Origin of the sequence: Burkholderia thailandensis E264 (genome assembly GCF_000012365.1) — a bacterium.
Lineage (GTDB): Bacteria > Pseudomonadota > Gammaproteobacteria > Burkholderiales > Burkholderiaceae > Burkholderia > Burkholderia thailandensis.
Genome location: NC_007651.1, coordinates 1,830,008 through 1,846,933 on the forward strand (window position 1 = coordinate 1,830,008; position 16,926 = coordinate 1,846,933).

At 67.1% G+C, this 16,926-nt stretch carries 14 protein-coding genes, 1 other RNA gene and 1 pseudogene; 9 read left to right on the forward strand and 7 right to left on the reverse strand.

The annotated features are described in order from the left end of the window. Positions 1 to 3: 3 nt before the first annotated feature. Positions 4 to 1,572 carry a formate dehydrogenase beta subunit gene (locus tag BTH_RS20485; protein ID WP_009889818.1) on the reverse strand — a complete coding sequence of 523 codons (1,569 nt, stop codon included), beginning with the start codon at positions 1,570 to 1,572 and terminating at the stop codon, positions 4 to 6. Continuing rightward, complete coding sequence (locus tag BTH_RS20490; RefSeq protein ID WP_009889820.1) at positions 1,569 to 2,042, reverse strand: NAD(P)H-dependent oxidoreductase subunit E; 474 nt, start codon at positions 2,040 to 2,042, stop codon at positions 1,569 to 1,571. Before BTH_RS20490 ends, BTH_RS20485 begins: the two co-directional genes overlap by 4 nt. 130 nt (positions 2,043 to 2,172) lie before the next feature. On the opposite strand from BTH_RS20490, the gene BTH_RS20495 reads away from it, so the two are divergent. Further along, positions 2,173 to 3,279 carry a substrate-binding domain-containing protein gene (locus BTH_RS20495; protein ID WP_011402118.1) on the forward strand — a complete coding sequence of 369 codons (1,107 nt, stop codon included), beginning with the start codon at positions 2,173 to 2,175 and terminating at the stop codon, positions 3,277 to 3,279. A 99-nt stretch (positions 3,280 to 3,378) separates the two neighbouring features. Then, the gene (locus tag BTH_RS20500; protein WP_009889824.1) at positions 3,379 to 3,642 is read left to right on the forward strand and encodes a hypothetical protein; all 264 of its coding nucleotides are present in this window, start codon (positions 3,379 to 3,381) and stop codon (positions 3,640 to 3,642) included. A gap of 151 nt (positions 3,643 to 3,793) precedes the next feature. On the opposite strand, the gene BTH_RS20505 is transcribed toward BTH_RS20500, so the two are convergent. From BTH_RS20505 to ompA, 5 genes are all read right to left on the reverse strand, one after another. After that, positions 3,794 to 4,438, reverse strand: coding sequence for a class I SAM-dependent methyltransferase (locus BTH_RS20505; RefSeq protein ID WP_009889826.1), 645 nt, complete (start codon positions 4,436 to 4,438; stop codon positions 3,794 to 3,796). Positions 4,439 to 4,787: 349 nt separating this feature from the next. Next, positions 4,788 to 5,157: a transfer-messenger RNA gene (ssrA, locus tag BTH_RS31635) on the reverse strand. 6 nt (positions 5,158 to 5,163) lie between these two features. Beyond that, complete coding sequence (gene gph, locus BTH_RS20510; protein ID WP_009889827.1) at positions 5,164 to 5,889, reverse strand: phosphoglycolate phosphatase; 726 nt, start codon at positions 5,887 to 5,889, stop codon at positions 5,164 to 5,166. Positions 5,890 to 5,914: 25 nt separating this feature from the next. Then, a complete protein-coding gene (gene ubiG / locus BTH_RS20515) occupies positions 5,915 to 6,613 on the reverse strand; it encodes a bifunctional 2-polyprenyl-6-hydroxyphenol methylase/3-demethylubiquinol 3-O-methyltransferase UbiG (RefSeq protein ID WP_009889828.1) in 699 nt (232 codons plus the stop codon). A 169-nt stretch (positions 6,614 to 6,782) separates the two neighbouring features. After that, the gene (gene ompA, locus BTH_RS20520) at positions 6,783 to 7,457 is read right to left on the reverse strand and encodes an outer membrane protein OmpA (protein ID WP_011402120.1); all 675 of its coding nucleotides are present in this window, start codon (positions 7,455 to 7,457) and stop codon (positions 6,783 to 6,785) included. A 534-nt stretch (positions 7,458 to 7,991) separates the two neighbouring features. On the opposite strand from ompA, the gene gyrA reads away from it, so the two are divergent. The 7 genes and pseudogenes from gyrA to cmK all read left to right on the forward strand — a co-directional run bounded on the left by gyrA (position 7,992) and on the right by cmK (position 16,868). Beyond that, positions 7,992 to 10,592: a DNA gyrase subunit A gene (gene gyrA, locus BTH_RS20525; RefSeq protein ID WP_009889832.1), complete on the forward strand. Its 2,601-nt coding sequence runs from the start codon at positions 7,992 to 7,994 to the stop codon at positions 10,590 to 10,592. A 100-nt stretch (positions 10,593 to 10,692) separates the two neighbouring features. After that, entirely contained in the window at positions 10,693 to 11,289 is a 597-nt protein-coding gene (locus tag BTH_RS20530; RefSeq protein ID WP_009904400.1) for a DUF2059 domain-containing protein, read from the forward strand. Positions 11,290 to 11,463: 174 nt separating this feature from the next. After that, positions 11,464 to 12,546, forward strand: coding sequence for a 3-phosphoserine/phosphohydroxythreonine transaminase (serC, locus tag BTH_RS20535; protein WP_009889835.1), 1,083 nt, complete (start codon positions 11,464 to 11,466; stop codon positions 12,544 to 12,546). A gap of 34 nt (positions 12,547 to 12,580) precedes the next feature. Next, positions 12,581 to 13,663 carry a prephenate dehydratase gene (gene pheA / locus BTH_RS20540; RefSeq protein ID WP_009889837.1) on the forward strand — a complete coding sequence of 361 codons (1,083 nt, stop codon included), beginning with the start codon at positions 12,581 to 12,583 and terminating at the stop codon, positions 13,661 to 13,663. Positions 13,664 to 13,823: 160 nt separating this feature from the next. Beyond that, positions 13,824 to 14,756 (forward strand): annotated as a pseudogene (locus BTH_RS35735) (prephenate dehydrogenase/arogenate dehydrogenase family protein); the annotation flags it as partial. Between the two features lie 105 nt (positions 14,757 to 14,861). After that, a complete protein-coding gene (gene aroA / locus BTH_RS35740; protein WP_009889838.1) occupies positions 14,862 to 16,166 on the forward strand; it encodes a 3-phosphoshikimate 1-carboxyvinyltransferase in 1,305 nt (434 codons plus the stop codon). A 15-nt stretch (positions 16,167 to 16,181) separates the two neighbouring features. Continuing rightward, positions 16,182 to 16,868: a cytidylate kinase CmK gene (cmK, locus tag BTH_RS20550; protein ID WP_009889839.1), complete on the forward strand. Its 687-nt coding sequence runs from the start codon at positions 16,182 to 16,184 to the stop codon at positions 16,866 to 16,868. Positions 16,869 to 16,926 lie beyond the last annotated feature (58 nt).

Below are 16,926 nucleotides of genomic sequence, written 5' to 3' on the forward strand. Positions count from 1 at the left end.
CTGTCAGGCCGTGGCGGGCGCCGCGCCGCTCGCGGGCGGCGCGAGGCCGAAATCTTCGGGGAAGTGATCGAGCGCGGACAGCACCGGGTACGGCGTCATGCCGCCCATCGCGCAAAGCGAGCCCGCGGTCATCGTGTCGCAGAGCTCGCGCAGCAGGCGCACCTGCTTTTCCGACGTGTCGCCCGCGCGGATCTTCGCGATCGTCTCGACGCCGCGCGTCGAGCCGATCCGGCACGGCGTGCACTTGCCGCACGATTCGAGCGCGCAGAAGTGCATCGCGTATTCGGCGAGCGCGGCGAGGTTCGACGTGTCGTCGTGCAGCACGATGCCGCCGTGCCCGACGACGGCGCCGACGGCCGCGTACGCCTCGTAGTCGAGCGGGATGTCCCACTGGCTGTCGGGCAGGTAGGTGCCGAGCGGGCCGCCGACCTGCGCGGCGCGAGCGGGACGCCCGCTCGCGGTGCCGCCGCCGAAGTCGAACAGCAGCTCGCGCAGCGTGACGCCGAACGCGAGCTCGACGAGCCCGCCGCGCTTCACGTTGCCCGCGAGCTGGAACGGCAGCGTGCCGCGCGAGCGGCCCGTCCCGTAATCGCGATAGAACGCCGCGCCGCGCGCGAAGATGATCGGCACGGTCGCGAGCGTGATCACGTTGTTGATGACGGTCGGCTGACCGAATAGCCCCGACAGCGCGGGCACCGGCGGCTTCGCGCGCACGACGCCGCGCTTGCCTTCGAGCGATTCGAGGAGCGCCGTCTCCTCGCCGCAGACGTACGCGCCGGCGCCTTTCGCGACGTGCAGCTCGAACGCGTGCGCGGTGCCGAGCACGCTCGCGCCGAGCCAGCCGGCCGCGCGCGAGCGGGCGATCGCCTCGCCGAGCGCCGCGATCGCGTGCGGATATTCGCTGCGCACGTAGATATGGCCGATCGTCGCGCCCGTCGCGATGCCGGCGATGATCATCCCTTCGATCAGGCAGTACGGATCGCTTTCCATCACGAGGCGATCGGAGAACGTGCCCGAATCGCCTTCGTCCGCGTTGCAGACGATGTATTTCTGCGCGGCCGCGGCGTCGCGCACGGTCCGCCACTTGATGCCCGCCGGGAACGCGGCGCCGCCGCGTCCGCGCAGGCCCGATTCGACGAGCGTCTCGCACGCGGCGGCGCCGTCGAGCGCGAGCGCGTTCTTCAGGCCTTCGAGGCCGCCGTGCGCGACGTAGTCGTCGACCGACAGGGGATCGGTGATGCCGATGCGCGCGAAAGTGAGCCGCTGCTGGCGCTTCAGATAAGGGATTTCGTCGACGATGCCGACGCGCGCCGGATGTTCGCCGCCTTCGAGCCAGCCGGCGTCGAAGAGCGCGGGGACGTCGCCCGCCGAGAGATTCGCGTAGCCGACGCGGCCCGCCGCGGTGCCCACTTCGACGAGCGGCTCGAGCCACAGAAGCCCGCGCGAGCCGTTGCGCACGAGCTCGATCGCGACGCCGCGCCTTGCCGCCTCCGCCTCGATCGCGCGCGCGAGCGCGTCCGCGCCGACCGCGAGCGCAGCGGAATCGCGCGGCACATGGATGCGCGTGCTCATGCGGGCTCCTTGGTGCGGACAGCCGCGTCGAAGAGCGCGTCGAAGCGCTCGGGCGACATTTTCGCGTGCGGCTCGTCGTTGATCGTGAGCGATGGCGACTGCGCGCAAAGGCCCAGGCAATAGACCGATTCGAGCGCGACCTCACCGCCGTGCTCGCCGTCGATCCGGCAGCCGGCGCGGGCCTGCGCGTGAGCGACGAGCGCCTCGCCGCCCATGCTGCGGCACGCTTCCGCGCGGCAGAGCCGGATTGTCACGCGCGCGGGCGGGGCGGTGCGGAAGTGGTGGTAGTAGGTCAGCACGCCGTGCACTTCGGCGCGCGACAGATTGAGCGCCTTCGCGAGCGGCTCGATGCACGCGGGCGGCACGTAGCCCGCGTCGTCCTGGATCGCGTGCAGGATCGCGACGAGCGACCGGCCGGGTTGAGCATGCGCGCGCACGAGCGTGTCGGGCACGACGGAATTGGGGGACATCCAGTTGCCTCCTCCGAAGTCATATATGCGCTTATGATTCATATGGAGCGCAAACGGACTTTGAGATATTGATATGTATCAACGATAAATCGATAGAATGATGGTCGCAATAGGAAATAGGATTGCATAAATGATTCGAGTCGAATGCGACGCGCATTTGGTCGTGCGCGACACCGACGGCCGCACGGCGAGCCTGACCGACGTGGCGCCGCTCCTCGAGCTCGTCGCGACGACGGGCAGCATCGCGCAGGCGGCCGACGCGAAAGGGCTGTCGTACCGGCACGCATGGGGGCTCTTGCGCGCGCTCGAGGCGTGCGTCGGCGGCGCGCTGATCGAAACCGTGCGCGGCAAGGGCTCGTCGCTATCCGAGCTCGGGCAGGCGGTCGTGGATGCGCAGCGCCTCGCGGGCGAGCGTCTCGACGGCAACCTGCGCGCGCTCGCGGCGGAAGTCGCGAGCGGGCTCAACCGGCGGCTCGCGCGTCACGCCGGGGCGTTGCGCATCCACGCGTCGCACGGCTACGCGGTCGCGGCGCTCGTGTCCGCGCTCGTCGAAGCCGGCTCGCCCGTCGACATCAAGTACCGCGAGAGCGTCGAAGCGATGCGCGCGCTCGCGGGCGGCGAATGCGATCTGGCGGGCTTTCATCTGCCGCGCGGCGCGTTTCGCGCGCCCTGCGCGCAGATCTACCGGCCGTGGCTCGACGACGCCGATCACGTGCTGATCCACCTGACGCGCCGCCAGCAGGGCCTGTTCGTGCCGCGCGGCAACCCGAAGCGGATCGCGGGGCTCGCCGATCTCGCGCGCGGCGACATTCGCTTCGTCAACCGGCAGCCGGGCTCCGGCACACGGATGCTGCTCGATCTCGCGCTGCGCGACATCGGCGTCGATCCGGAGCGGATTGACGGCTATGCATCGGCGGAGCTCACGCATTCGGCGATCGCCGCGTTCGTCGCGAGCGGGATGGCCGATCTCGGCTTCGGCGTCGAGCCGGCGGCGCGCCATTTCGGACTCGACTTCATTCCGATCGTCGACGAGGACTATTACTTCGCGTGCGAGCGCGCGCGGCTCGGCGACGCGCCGCTCGCGGGCGCGTTCGCTTTGCTGCGCGACGACGCATACCATGCCGCCGTCGCGCGGCTCGACGGCTACGATCCGGGCGCGTGCGGCGCGCTCGTCGATGTGGCGGCGGGCCTCGCGGGCACGGCCGATGACGCGCGCGCCGACGGTCATCGGCGGTAACGAAAAGGGGCGCGAGCGGCGCTGCAAGGCGCGCGCATTTGCGTTACGCTTGCCGCTTCCTTTCGTGTGATCCAAAGCGCCGATAGGCGTTCGACATCGATGAAGCTCCTGACCCAACTCGCCGTCGCGTCCGCCGTCGCGGGGGCGCTCGCCGCGGCCGCGACGGCCGCGTTCGCGCAGAACTCGCCCGGCCTGCCGGGCGGCATCCTGAACGACCAGTTTCGGCTGAACGAGCATCCGCAGATGCAGTTCGCCGCGTCGGCGCCGACGAAGAAATATCAGAGCGGCAAGAAATCGGACCTGCGCAGGAAGGGCGACATGGGCGACCCGAACGGCTGCAACCTGAAGTGTCCGATGGACTGACGGGGCGCACGCGCGGCGCGCGAAGCGGCCGCGCGAGATCTCGACGGACGCGCGTCGCGCCCGGCGGGTTCATGCGCGACGTATCCGTCAGAGCGACAGAGCGACGAAGAACGAACGCCGCAAGCAGTGGTCGCCGCATCGCGGCATGACGTTACGCGGCCGTCGAAGGTGGCCGCGCGCCTGGCCACGGATGGCCGAGCGACGACGGGGAGCCCGAGAAGTCCGCGTGGCGCTGCAGCCGATAGACGGCCGCGGGAGGCACGTTCGCCCACGCGATGCCGATGCGTTCCGCGCGAATGCCGATCGCCGCGAGCCGGCGGGCGGGAATCGGGCAGCGGGGCAGATAAGTGAACTGATAGAACGCGCCGCCCGGGCCGAGGTGCATTGCGAACGCGCCGTGCACGATCGCGATTGCCTGTTCGACAGGCATCGCGACGAGCGGCAGGCCGCTGACGACGGTGCTCGCGCGCGCGTCGCCGAACAGGCCGTGCGTGATGCCGAGCTCGGCTGCATCCATGTTCATGACCCGCAGCGCGGGGAAGCGGCGGCGCAGTGTCGCGGCGAACGCCGGATCGGCTTCGACGAGCACGAGCCGGTCCGCCGCGACGCCGCGCGACAGCAGCTCGCGCGTGAAGACGCCCGTGCCCGCGCCGAGCTCGATCACGCGCGCGCTATCGCCAGGGATCTGGGCGGTCATCAGGGCGGCGAGCGCGGGGCCGGACGGCGCGAGCGCGCCGACCTGTCGCGGATTGCGCAGCCAGGCACGCAGGAAGAGCGCGAGTTCGGGGATTCGCATGATCTGTTCCCGAGGAATTGAGCGACAAGCGGATCGCGACATCGTTCGGACGAAATCGGTTCCGACGCTACGACCGGCAAGCTAGCCTGCCACGTTCAAAAACACAGGCCATCATGTATTACCCGCTATGTTGCGCTCGCGCATGACGCGAACCGACGACGCGCAAGCCGGGTAACGCAGTGTGCGGCGTGACCGATGGATATCGCAAGCGGATGGGCGGCCGGCGCAGCGGCGGCGCACACGCTGGGCGATTGCGGCGCCGGCCAATGAGGCCGTGCCGCGGAAATGGTCGGGAGAAAAGGCGGCGAAAAAAAAGCCCTTGTGAAACAAGGGCTTTTGGGGTGTTTGGTGGTGGAGGCGGCGGGAATCGAACCCGCGTCCAGAAGCGGTCCACGACCAGTTCTACATGTTTAGTTCTGTCGTTTGATTTAACCGTGACGTCGCGGACGAACACGCTCCGTTACGGCGATTCACTCAATTTTCGACCTGGCCGTCGTGACGCCGGACAGGCTTAACTGACGTATATGACCTCTGTCGGTATTGCTACCGGTCTTGCGACACTAGCCCGTCAGTGAACTAGGCAGAGGACGGCGGCCCTTAGGCTGCCAGTGCGAACGTATCGTCGTTTGCAGTTACGTTTTTCCCATTGATTAACGAGGTGACGGGTCCTCGACATGCCCTAGCCGCTTCACAACCCCTGTCGAAACCAGGTCGCCCCCAGCGGATCAATCATTATAGCGCAACACGCGCAATAGTCGCTGCAGGTCGTCCGTCGTTTCGACGAGATGCTGCGCCTGCCAATCGGCGGGCGCGACGCCGTCGCCGCAATAGCCGTATGCGGCCGCAACCGTCGGCATGCCGGCGGCGCTGCCCGCCTGGATGTCGCGCAAATCGTCGCCGACATACACGATCCGCTCGGGCGCGAGCGACAGGCTCTGCGCGGCATGCAGCAGCGGGGCCGGATGCGGTTTCGGGTGCGACGCCGTGTCGCCGCTGACCACGCATGCCGCGCGCGCCGCGAGGCCGAGCAGTGCGACGAGCGGGTCGGTGAAGCGCGCGGCCTTGTTGGTCACGATGCCCCAGCGCACGCCGCGCGCGTCCAGGTCGTCCAGCAGCGCGCCGATGCCCGGAAAGAGCGTCGTGTGCACACACAGGTCGGTCGCGTAGTTGGCGAGGAATTCGTCGCGCAGCGCATCGAATTCCGCATCCGCGGGCACGATGCCGAACGCGCCGCCGATGAGCCCCCGGGCGCCGGCCGACGCGAGCGGGCGCAGCGCATCGAGGGGCGTTGGGGCGGCCCCGCGCGAGCGCTGCATCTTGTTGACCGCGGCCGCGAGGTCGGGCGCCGTATCGGCGAGCGTGCCGTCGAGATCGAACAGCACGGCCTCGCACGCTTCGAGGCGCGGCGCGCCGGACTGCGAGGCGGCGAAGGAGGGCGACGAAGAGCTCATGAATGCGATCGGTGCAAGTGGCGGGTCAGACGCTGCGGCGGCATGCGACGAGATAGTTGACGTCGGTATCGTTCGACAGCGCGAAGCGCTTTGCGAGCGGATGGTAGGTGATGCCCTTGATCTCGACGAGTTGCAGGCCGGCCGCGCGCACGAAGTGAGCGAGCTCCGACGGGCGGATGAAGCGCGCATAGTCGTGCGTGCCCTTCGGCAGCATCTGCGCGATGTATTCGGCGCCGATCACGGCGAGCAGGTAAGACTTCAGGTTGCGGTTCAGCGTCGAGAAGAACACCCAGCCGCCCGGCTTCACGAGCGTCGCGCACGCGGCGACGATGTTCGCGGGCGACGGCACATGCTCGAGCATCTCCATGCAGGTGACGACGTCGTATGCGCCCGGCTCGCGTGCGGCGAGCGCTTCAGCCGCGATCGCCTCGTAATCGACGCTCACGCCGCTTTCGAGGCTGTGCAGATCGGCGACGCCGAGCGCTTCCGTCGCAAGATCGATGCCCTTGACCTGCGCGCCGAGCGACGCCATCGATTCCGACAGGATGCCGCCGCCGCAGCCGATGTCGACCACGCGCTTGCCGGGCAGGTGCGCGTGCGCGTCGATCCAGTTCAGGCGAATCGGATTGAGATCGTGCAGCGGCTTGAATTCGGCGTTCGGATCCCACCATTTGTGAGCGAGGTCGCTGAATTTCTGGAGTTCGTGCGGATCGGCGTTCGTCATGTCGGCAAGCGGATGCGGGAAAGAGGGCGGCGGCGCGCCCGTCAAGCCACGAGTATATAAGCTAAGCGGGCGGGGTCGCCAGGCGTGCGGCCGCGGATCGGTCGGGCCGCGTCAATGAAAAAGCCCCGCCGAAGCGGGGCTTTTGAAGCAGATGCGAACGATTCGCGGCTTACTTCGCCGGAACGGTCGTCTTCTGCACTTCCTGCGTGCCGACCACTTCGACTTCCACGCGGCGGTCCGGTGCGAGGCAAGCGATGAGCTGCTTGCGGTTCTTCTGCTTGCAGGTGTTGCCCGTGATCGGGTTGCGCTTGCCCTTGCCTTCCGTGTAGACCTTGTTCGCCGGGACGCCCTTGCTGACGAGGTACGACTTGACGGCTTGCGCACGGCGCAGCGACAGACGGTCGTTGTACTTGTCCGAGCCGATGCGGTCGGTGTAGCCCGTGGCCACGACCACTTCGACGTTCATGCCTTGGATCTTCGCGGCCAGTTCGTCAAGCTTCTGCTTGCCGGCCGGCTTCAGGATGGCCTTGTCGAAGTCGAACAGCGTATCGGCTTGGTACGTAATCTTCTGGCTCGTGATGGCCGGAGCAACCGGTGCGACCGGTGCCGGGGCCGGTGCTTGGGCGACCAGCGCGCCGTCGCACTTCGCGTTGGCGGTGGCCGGCGTCCAGAACGCATCGCGCCAGCAGAGCTCGTTCGTGCCGTTCATCCACACCCATTCGCCCGTGCCATTCACCCAGTTGTCATTCACGGCTTGTCGCGACGCCGGCACCGACTGTGCCGAAGCGGATGCAGCCATAACTGCGGTAGCTGCAATGAACGCGAGCTTTGAAAGTTTATTCATATTTCTCCTCTCGAAATTGAGATTACCGCAGGTTTACTGCGAGCCTGTTGACGATGACAAGTCATACATTGCTCGAAGTATAACATTGGTGCGGCACAAAAAACGCGGCACCGCTCTGTGTAGACTTCGAGCAGCGTCTAACTTTCAGTGCGTTGGCATTTTGCCATATCGTTCCCTTCCCACGAAAAAAAATCCTCCCCACCCTAACATCGGTCTATCGATTGTGGCGCGAGTGCAACACCGCTTGCCGCATGTTTAGAAAATTGTCAAGTCCATTGGCAGGGAATTGCAGATTTTTTGAAGTGCGAACCTTTCGTTAGCCCTTTTGTGTTTTTTTGTGTGCGTATCGGCGGCCAGGGCGGGCAGGCAGGGCGCGAAGCGGCCGGCGATCCGCTCGCGCAAGTTTCGCCATTCTTATATAGAGGGCCCCGCGTTGGGGCGGGTTGGGGCGCATGTTAGAATCGCACGTTGCGTCGCGCGAGCGGCGCCCACGCGAAAGGCGGCCCCGTCTTCGCTCCGAAAAGATACGGATACATGGATCAATTCGCCAAAGAGACCCTGCCCACCTCCCTCGAGGAGGAAATGCGCAAGTCGTATCTCGATTACGCCATGAGCGTGATCGTCGGACGTGCCCTTCCGGATGTCCGCGATGGCTTGAAGCCCGTGCACCGGCGCGTGCTGTTCGCGATGCACGAGTTGAACAACGACTGGAACCGGCCCTACAAGAAGTCCGCGCGTATCGTCGGCGACGTGATCGGTAAATACCATCCGCACGGCGACACTGCGGTCTACGACACGATCGTCCGGATGGCCCAGGATTTCTCGCTGCGCTACATGCTCGTCGACGGCCAGGGCAACTTCGGCTCGGTCGACGGCGACAACGCGGCCGCGATGCGCTACACCGAAATCCGGATGGCCAAGATCGGCCACGAACTGCTTGCGGACATCGACAAGGAAACCGTCGACTTCGGCCCGAACTACGACGGCAGCGAGATGCAGCCGCTCATCCTGCCGTCGCGGATTCCGAACCTCCTCATCAACGGTTCGTCGGGGATCGCGGTCGGCATGGCGACCAACATTCCGCCGCACAACCTGAACGAGGTCGTCGACGCATGCCTGTACCTGCTGAACAATCCGCAGGCGAGCGTCGACGAGCTGATCGAGATCATCCCCGCGCCCGATTTCCCGACGGCGGGCATCATCTACGGCGTTGCCGGCGTGCGCGATGGCTACCGCACCGGCCGCGGGCGCGTCGTGATGCGCGCGGCCACGCACTTCGAGGAGATCGACCGCGGCCAGCGGATGGCGATCATCGTCGACGAGCTGCCGTACCAGGTCAACAAGCGCTCGCTGCTCGAGCGGATCGCCGAGCTCGTCAACGAGAAGAAGCTCGAGGGCATCTCCGACATTCGCGACGAGTCGGACAAGAGCGGCATGCGGGTCGTGATCGAGCTCAAGCGCGGCGAGGTGCCCGAGGTCGTGCTGAACAACCTGTACAAGGCGACTCAGCTGCAGGACACGTTCGGCATGAACATGGTCGCGCTCGTCGACAACCAGCCGAAGCTCCTGAATCTGAGGGAGATCCTGCAGTGCTTCCTGTCGCATCGGCGCGAAGTGCTGACGCGGCGCACAGTCTACGAACTGCGCAAGGCGCGCGAGCGCGGCCACGTGCTCGAAGGTCTCGCCGTCGCGCTCGCGAACATCGACGAGTTCATCGCGATCATCAAGGCCGCGCCGACGCCGCCGATCGCGAAGCAGGAGCTGATGGCGAAGTCGTGGGATTCGTCGCTCGTGCGCGAGATGCTCACGCGCGCGGAGGCGGAGAACGCGGCGGCGGGCGGGCGCGCGGCGTACCGCCCGGAAGGGCTGAGCCCGGCGTTCGGCATGCAGGGCGACGGCCTGTACCGTTTGTCCGACACGCAGGCGCAGGAAATCCTCCAGATGCGCCTGCAACGCCTGACGGGCCTCGAGCAGGACAAGATCATCGGCGAATATCGCGACGTGATGGCGCAGATCGCGGATTTGCTGGATATCCTGGCCCGCCCCGAGCGGATCACGGTGATGATCGGCGAAGAACTGGCTGCGGTGAAGGCCGAGTTCGGCGATGCGCGCCGCTCGAAGATCGAGCTGAACGCGACCGAGCTGAACACCGAAGACCTGATTACTCCGCAGGACATGGTGGTCACGATGTCGCACGCGGGCTATGTGAAGTCGCAGCCGCTGTCCGAGTACCGCGCGCAGAAGCGCGGTGGCCGCGGCAAGCAGGCGACGCAGATGAAAGAAGACGACTGGATCGAGACGCTCTTCATCGCGAACACGCACGACTACATCCTGTGCTTCTCGAACCGCGGCCGCGTGTACTGGGTCAAGGTCTACGAGGTGCCGCAGGGCTCGCGCAACTCGCGCGGCCGTCCGATCGTCAACATGTTCCCGCTGCAGGACGGCGAGAAGATCAACGTCGTGCTGCCCGTGAAGGAATTCTCGGCCGACAAGTACGTGTTCATGACGACGGCTTTGGGCACGGTCAAGAAGACGCCGCTCGAAGCGTTCAGCCGCCCGATGAAGAAGGGCATCATCGCGGTCGGCCTCGACGACGGCGACTATCTGATCGGCGCGGCGATCACCGACGGTGCGCACGACGTGATGCTGTTCTCCGACGCCGGCAAGGCGGTGCGCTTCGACGAGAACGACGTGCGTCCGATGGGCCGCGAGGCGCGCGGCGTGCGCGGGATGCAGCTCGACGACGGGCAGCAGGTGATCGCGATGCTCGTCGCGGGCAGCGAGGAGCAGTCGGTGCTGACCGCGACCGAGAACGGCTACGGCAAGCGCACGCCGATCACCGAGTACACGCGCCACGGGCGCGGCACGAAGGGGATGATCGCGATCCAGACGTCCGAGCGCAACGGCCGCGTCGTTGCGGCGACGCTCGTCGACACCGAGGATCAGATCATGCTGATCACGACGGCGGGCGTGCTGATCCGCACGCGCGTATCGGAGATCCGCGAGATGGGGCGGGCGACGCAAGGTGTTACACTCATCAGTCTCGATGAAGGCACCAAGCTTTCGGGTCTGCAGCAGATCGCCGAGGCGGACGCCGATGCCGACGACGACGCGTCGGAGGCCGGCGACGCCTGAGTCAGGTTGTGACCGTCGAGCCGCCGCCCGGCGCGCGCGCAAAGATGTGGCGTGAGGGGGGCGGCGTATAAACTGTGCATATTTTCATGAGGGAGTGATGATGCAAAAACGATTCAAGCAACTGGTCCTGCTGGCGGCGATGGTTCCGGCGTTCGCGATGGCGCAGTCGCTGTCGAACCAGTCCGCGGCTCCGGCGGCCGCTGCTCCGATCGACGCGGACAAGAAGGCGGCGATCAAGGATCTGCTCGACGCAATCGACGCGCCGAAGCTCGTGTCGGCGATCGCGAACAGCGCCGAGATGCAGTCGAAGCAGCTCGTGCCGGCGATCCTGTCGGACGCGCTGTCGGAGAACAAGACGCTGAACGACAAGCAGAAGCAGGCCGCCGTGCCGACGCTGCAGAAGAACGCGGTGCCGAAGCTCGTCGACGGCGCGGGCAAGGTGTTCGGCACGCAGCAGTTCACGAACGACGCGATGCAGGCTCAGTACGACGCGTACGCGAAGTACTACAGCACGTCGGAGATCAAGGATCTGACGACGTTCTACAAGAGCCCGACGGGCCGCAAGTTCATCCAGGTGCAGGATCAGGTCGGCCGTGACGTCGTGAACGGCCTGATGCAAAAGTACATGCCGCAGGCGATCAAGGCGACGCGCGACCAGGCCGACAAGGAAGTCGCGGCAGTCAAGCCGGGCAAGTAAGCCGCATCGGCTGAGGCTCGCCGGCCAGGGCGGCGTTCGTCGCCCGCGTTTGGCGGGTTCGTCAGGACAGTGCGATAATGGCCGTTTGCGCAACAGCGCAAGCGGCCATTTTCTTTTCCCGCGCGGCATTCGCGCCGATTCGAAGCGGCCGGGTTCCTTCCGAGGTTTTTCACGATGCGCGTCTTTAATTTCTCCGCCGGTCCCGCGGCGATGCCCGAGGAAGTGCTGCGCCAGGCGGCCGCCGAAATGCTCGACTGGAACGGCAGCGGCATGAGCGTGATGGAAATGAGCCATCGCGGCAAGGAATTCATGTCGATCCACGAGGCGGCGCTCGCCGACCTGCGCGAGTTGCTCGACGTGCCCGCGAACTACCGGATTCTGTTCCTGCAGGGCGGGGGGATCGCCGAGAACGCGATCGTGCCGATGAATCTGCTCGGCTCGCGCGCGACGGCCGACTTCGTCATCACGGGCTCGTGGTCGCAGAAGTCGTTCAACGAGGCGAAGAAATACTGCACGCCGCATCTCGCCGCGACGGGCAAGACGGACGCGGGCTACACGCGCGTGCCGGCGTTCTCCGAATGGCGGATGTCCGACGATCCGGCGTATGTGCACCTGTGCACGAACGAGACGATCGACGGCGTCGAGACGTTCGACATCCCCGATCTCGGCAGCGTGCCGCTCGTCGCCGACGTGTCGTCGCACATCCTGTCGCGTCCGATCGAGATCGGGAAGTATGGTGCGATCTTCGGCGGCGCGCAGAAGAACATCGGAATGGCGGGCGTGACGCTCGTGATCGTGCGCGAGGATTTGCTCGACCGAGCGCTGTCGATCTGCCCGTCGGCATTCGAATGGAAGACGGTCGCGCTCAACAACTCGCTCTACAATACGCCGCCCACCTACGCGATCTACATCGCGGGGCTCGTGTTCAAGTGGCTCAAGGCGCAGGGTGGCCTGGCCGAGATCGAGAAGCGCAACGTCGAAAAATCGAAGCTGCTGTACGACGCGATCGACGCGAGCAGCTTCTATCTGAACAAGGTCGAGAAATCGGCGCGTTCGCGGATGAACGTGCCGTTCTTCCTCGCCGACGAATCGCGCAACGAAGACTTCCTCGCCGGCGCTAAAGAGCGCGGGCTGCTGCAGTTGAAGGGCCACAAGTCCGTCGGCGGCATGCGGGCGTCGATCTACAACGCGGTGCCGCTCGCGGGCGTGCAGGCGCTCGTCGAGTACATGAAGGATTTCGAGCGGCGCTGCGCGTGACGCGCGCCGCTCCTCACGCATTGCTGGTCAATTCATGGACGACGAACTCAATTCCCGCCTGAAGCCTCTGCGCGAGCGCATCGACGCGATCGACACGCAACTGATCGCGCTGCTGAATCAGCGCGCGGCGGTCGCGCTCGAGGTCGGCGAGGTCAAGAAACACTTCAACGCGCCCGTGTTCCGGCCGGAGCGCGAGCAGCAGGTGATCGCGCGCTTGCAGGACATGAGCGCCGGGCCGCTCGCGAGCGAGCACATCAGCGCGATCTGGCGCGAGATCATGGCGGCGAGCCGCGATCTCGAACAGACGATACACGTCGCGTTCCTGGGGCCCGTCGGCACCTACAGCGAACAGGCGATGTTCGACTACTTCGGCCAGTCGATCGAAGGGCTGCCTTGCCCGTCGATCGACGAAGTGTTCCGCTCGGTCGAGGCGGGCGCCGCGACGTTCGGCGTGGTGCCGGTCGAGAATTCGTCGGAAGGCGCGGTGTCGCGCACGCTCGATCTGCTGCTGCATACGCAGCTTCTGATCGGCGGCGAACTGTCGCTGCCGGTCCACCACAATCTGCTCACGCGGACGGGCAAGCTCGACGGCGTGAAGCGCGTCTGCGCGCACGCGCAGGCGCTCGCGCAGTGCCAGCAATGGCTCGCGTCGAACGCGCCGCATCTCGAGCGGCAGGCGGTCGCGAGCAACGCGGAAGCCGCGCGGCTCGCGGCCGACGACGCGACGGTCGCCGCGATCGCGGGCGACCGCGCGGCGACCCACTACGGGCTGCAGATCGCGTACGCGCTGATCCAGGACGACCCGCACAACCGCACGCGCTTCGCCGTCATCGGCAAGGAGCCGGCCGGGCCGAGCGGACATGACCAGACGTCGCTCATCGTATCGGTGAAGAACGAGCCGGGCGCGGTGTTCAAGCTGCTCGAGCCGCTCGCGCGGCACGGCGTGTCGATGACGCGCTTCGAATCGCGCCCGGCGCGGGTCGGCACGTGGGAGTATTACTTCTACATCGACATCGAAGGCCATCGCGACGACGCCGCTGTCCAGGGCGCGCTCGCGGAGCTTGGCAAGAAGGCGGCGTTCCTGAAGATTCTCGGTTCGTATCCGCGCGCGCGGTGACGCGTCGCGTTGCGTCGCGCGGCGGCGGCGCCGCGGTGGCGCCGGCTGCGCCGTCCGGTGCAGCAACGAGCGCGGGCGACGGCGGATGCGGGTGCACGGCGGCAGACTTCTTCTCGCCCGGGCTGCGCGCGTCGGCCGGATGACGCGCCGTGCGTTGCGCATGCAAACGCGCGGGGCGTCGGGCAGACGACCGTTCGATATTGACCCTTGCGCGCCCGGGCCCGTCCCGGACGCGCGTTACTTGGCTCTCGTCGTGTCAGGCTTTTCTTTCGACAAACTGGTGATTTTCGGCGTCGGGCTGATCGGCGGCTCGCTCGCGCTCGCATTGCGCGACGGCGCGGCGGGCGGCAGGCGCGAGGTGGTCGGCGTCGGCCGCTCGGCGGCGTCGATCGAACGCGCGCTTGCGTTGCGCGTGATCGACCGCGCGGCGGCGCTCGACGACGACGCGCAACTGCGCGATGCGCTCGCGGGCGCGGATCTCGTGCTGCTTGCCGCGCCCGTCGCGCAGACGGGGCCGCTTCTTGCGCGGATCGCGCCGTTTCTCGACGCATCGACGATCATCACCGACGCAGGCAGCACGAAATCGGACGTCGTCGCGGCCGCGCGCGCGGCGCTTGGCGCGCGGATCGGCCAGTTCGTGCCGGGCCACCCGATCGCCGGACGCGAATCGAGCGGCGTCGAGGCGGCGCTCGCCGATCTGTACGTCGGCCGCAATGTCGTGCTGTGCGCGCTGCCGGAGAACGCGCCCGACGCGCTCGCGCGGGTGGAGGCGATGTGGCGCGCGGCGCGCGCCGACGTGCGCGCGATGAGCGCCGAGCAGCACGACCGCGTGTTCGCGGCGGTGAGCCACCTGCCGCACGTGCTGTCGTTCGCGCTCGTCGAGCAGATTCTCGGCGAGTCCGACGCCGAGCTGAAGTTCTCGTATGCGGCGGGCGGTTTCCGCGATTTCACGCGCATCGCCGCATCGAGCCCGGAAATGTGGCGCGACGTCTGCCTCGCGAACCGCGCGGCGCTTCTCGACGAGCTCGATGCGTACACCGCCGTGCTCGCGCGGCTGCGCGCGGCGATCGACGCGGGCGACGGCGCCGCGCTCGAGACCGTGTTCGCGCGTTCGCGCGCCGCGCGCGCCGCATGGCGCGAGCGCGGCGCGAAGCCCGCTCCCGCTGTCCGCTCAGACACTCCTGGAACAGGATCTCACATGGAATATCTCGATCTCGGCCCGTTCTCCCATGCGCGAGGCACGGTGCGTCTGCCCGGCTCGAAGAGCATCTCGAACCGCGTGCTGCTGCTCGCGGCGCTCGCGGAGGGCGAGACGACCGTCACGAACCTGCTCGATTCCGACGATACGCGCGTGATGCTCGACGCGTTGACGAAGCTCGGCGTGAAACTGTCCCGCGACGGCGACACCTGCGTCGTCGGCGGTACGCGCGGCGCATTCACCGCGAAGACCGCGGATCTTTTCCTCGGCAACGCGGGCACCGCGGTACGGCCGTTGACCGCGGCGCTCGCGGTCAACGGCGGCGATTACCGGATTCATGGGGTGCCGCGGATGCACGAGCGCCCGATCGGCGACCTCGTCGACGGGCTGCGCCAGATCGGCGCGCAGATCGACTACGAGGGCAACGAGGGCTTCCCGCCGCTCAGAATTCGGCCCGCGACGATTTCGGTCGACGCGCCGATCCGCGTGCGCGGCGACGTGTCGAGCCAGTTCCTGACCGCGCTCCTGATGACGCTGCCGCTCGTGAAGGCGAAGGACGGCGCGAGCGTCGTCGAGATCGACGGCGAGCTGATCTCGAAACCGTATATCGAGATCACGATCAAGCTGATGGCGCGCTTCGGCGTGACGGTGGAGCGCGACGGCTGGCAGCGCTTCACGGTGCCGGCGGGCGTGCGCTACCGGTCGCCCGGCACGATCATGGTCGAGGGCGACGCGTCGTCGGCGTCTTACTTTCTCGCGGCGGGCGCGTTGGGCGGCGGACCGCTGCGCGTCGAGGGCGTCGGCCGCGCGAGCATCCAGGGCGACGTCGGCTTCGCGAACGCGCTGATGCAGATGGGCGCGAACGTGACGATGGGCGACGACTGGATCGAAGTGCGCGGCATCGGTCACGATCACGGCAAGCTCGCGCCGATCGACATGGATTTCAACCTGATTCCGGACGCCGCGATGACGATCGCAGTCGCCGCGCTGTTCGCCGACGGCACGAGCACGCTGCGCAACATCGGCAGCTGGCGCGTGAAGGAGACCGACCGGATCGCCGCGATGGCGACCGAGCTGCGCAAGATCGGCGCGACGGTCGAGGAGGGCGCCGACTATCTCGTCGTCACGCCGCCCGCGCGACTCACGCCGAACGCATCGATCGACACCTACGACGATCACCGGATGGCGATGTGCTTCTCGCTCGTGAGCCTGGGCGGCGTGCCCGTGCGCATCAACGATCCGAAGTGCGTCGGCAAGACGTTTCCCGACTATTTCGACCGTTTCCTGGCGCTCGCGAACGCGTGACGCCGTACTGATCCGATGAAATCGACCCGACCTTTTCACCCGACCCCAGTTATCACGATCGACGGCCCGACGGCGTCCGGCAAGGGCACCGTCGCGGCGCTCGTCGCCGCGCACCTCGGCTTTCACCTGCTCGACAGCGGCGCGCTGTACCGGCTTGCGGCACTCGCGAGTATCCGCTATCAGGTCGAGCCGAACGACGCGGACGCGCTCGCGAAGCTGGTCGACGGCCTGCACATCACGTTCCGCGAGGGCTGCGCGCAGCTCGACGGCGTCGACGTGTCCGACGAGATCCGCGCCGAGGCGGTCGGCAACCGGGCGTCGGCGATCGCCGTCCACGCGCCGGTGCGCGCGGCGCTCGTCGCGCGGCAGCGCGCGTTCCGCAAGACGCCCGGGCTCGTCGCGGACGGTCGCGACATGGGGACGGTGATCTTTCCCGACGCGGTGCTGAAGGTGTTCCTGACGGCGAGCGTCGAGGCGCGCGCCGCGCGTCGGCATAAGCAATTGATGCAAAAAGGTTTTTCTGCTAATATGGATAACTTGCTCCAGGATTTGCGGGAGCGCGACGCGCGCGACAGCAATCGCGCGGCCGCGCCGCTCAAGCCTGCGGCAGACGCCAAGCCCCTCGACACATCAGCCTTGACGATCGAGCAATCGGTCGAACAGGTGCTCGCGTGGTACCGGGAACTCGGCCAGCCCGCCTGATCGGGGGCAAAAGCGCAGTAGGTGCTTCGCGCGTCGCGCGAGGCGTGTGTTAAACCCT